This window comes from Streptomyces sp. SID13726, from assembly GCF_010548375.1.
Lineage (GTDB): Bacteria > Actinomycetota > Actinomycetes > Streptomycetales > Streptomycetaceae > Streptomyces.
Genome location: NZ_JAAGLY010000700.1, coordinates 1 through 405 on the forward strand (window position 1 = coordinate 1; position 405 = coordinate 405).

A 405-nucleotide genomic window follows, 5' to 3' on the forward strand; every position below is an offset into this window, starting at 1 on the left:
GCTCAACGACGCCGCCCGCATCACCGCCGGCATCGTCCTGCTCACGGTCGTCGGCATCGAGTCCGGCGGCGCCTTCCTCGTCAAGGTCGTCACGCGGCGCGTGCCGGCGACGGGCTTCCAGACGTCCTTCTTCCGCGCCGGGCACGCGCACGCGGGCGTGCTCGTGGTCCTGGGGCTCGTGTGCCTGCTGCTCGCGGAGGCCACCGACCTCACGGGCGTCTGGCGGTGGCTCGCGGCCACGGGGGTCCTCGTCGCCGCCATCCTCCTGCCCGCCGGGTTCTTCCTGTCCGCGGTGGGTGCGGGGCGCGAGGCGCCGAACCGGGCCGTCGTGCTGCTCCCCGCCGGCGGCGTGGTCCTCGCGGCGGGGGTCGTGACGCTGGCGATCGGGCTCTTCCTCGGGTGACG

Annotated in this window: 1 protein-coding gene; it reads left to right on the forward strand. The window is 75.6% G+C overall.

Translation table 11 applies throughout. The features are described 5' to 3' along the window. A partial coding sequence (locus G3I78_RS49845) for a hypothetical protein (RefSeq protein ID WP_203616602.1) occupies positions 1-403 on the forward strand: 403 nt, incomplete at its 5' end. Positions 404-405: the final 2 nt, after the last annotated feature.